Here is a 618-nt window from a genome sequence, read left to right as displayed (position 1 = left end):
AGCTTTAGCTGGTTACGTCGACTAGTATAAAGCTCGCGTAGCTAGACTTAGCTAGACTTTAGGCCCTTTATTTATCTAATTTCCGAGAGGCAGGCTTTGCTGAGAAACTTGCTGCTTTAGTAGCATATGCCGAAGCTGTGGCAGCTTTAGCTGCTTACAGATACGGTATGCGAACGCAGCGTAGAAGTTGAACAGTATGCGAGAGAGCAATGCGATCATGGTTTAGCTGAACCGCTAGACATCGAATGAAAAAAATTTATAATACTCTACTCCAGCACAAAAACGCTGCTTCTTTCAAGAGGCAGCGTTTCAAGTAATAGAAATAAATTTATTTGCTTCTTTATTTATTAATAGGACGTATGTTGTTTGCTTTCTTTAAATGAAGAACTTGCACTTGTTGTACTTCTTTTTCCTTGTAAAAAATCAACCTCATCAACCAGCAGTTCAACGACAAAAATGGTTTCTTCTTCTTTACTCAAATAAGACCTTGATTGAATACGTCCGGTCAACCCCACCAAGTCTCCTTTTTCACAATAGATCTGCAGCAACTTAGCTACTTGTCCCCAAGCAACAATTGGGATAAAATCGGCTTGTTGTCCTTGCTCGCTTTTGAAATTG

1 protein-coding gene is annotated in these 618 nt (G+C 39.6%); it reads right to left on the bottom strand.

Annotated features, from left to right (window positions below):
* Window positions 1-347 precede the first annotated feature (347 nt).
* Window positions 348-618, bottom strand: a 271-nt coding sequence (locus RT405_RS13175) for a single-stranded DNA-binding protein (protein ID WP_313470287.1), incomplete at its 5' end; no start/stop codon positions are given.

It is taken from the genome of Carnobacterium sp., assembly GCF_032094055.1.
GTDB lineage: Bacteria > Bacillota > Bacilli > Lactobacillales > Carnobacteriaceae > Carnobacterium_A.
Note: the sequence above shows the minus strand (reverse complement) of the source record. Positions and strands in the feature narration are given on the sequence as shown.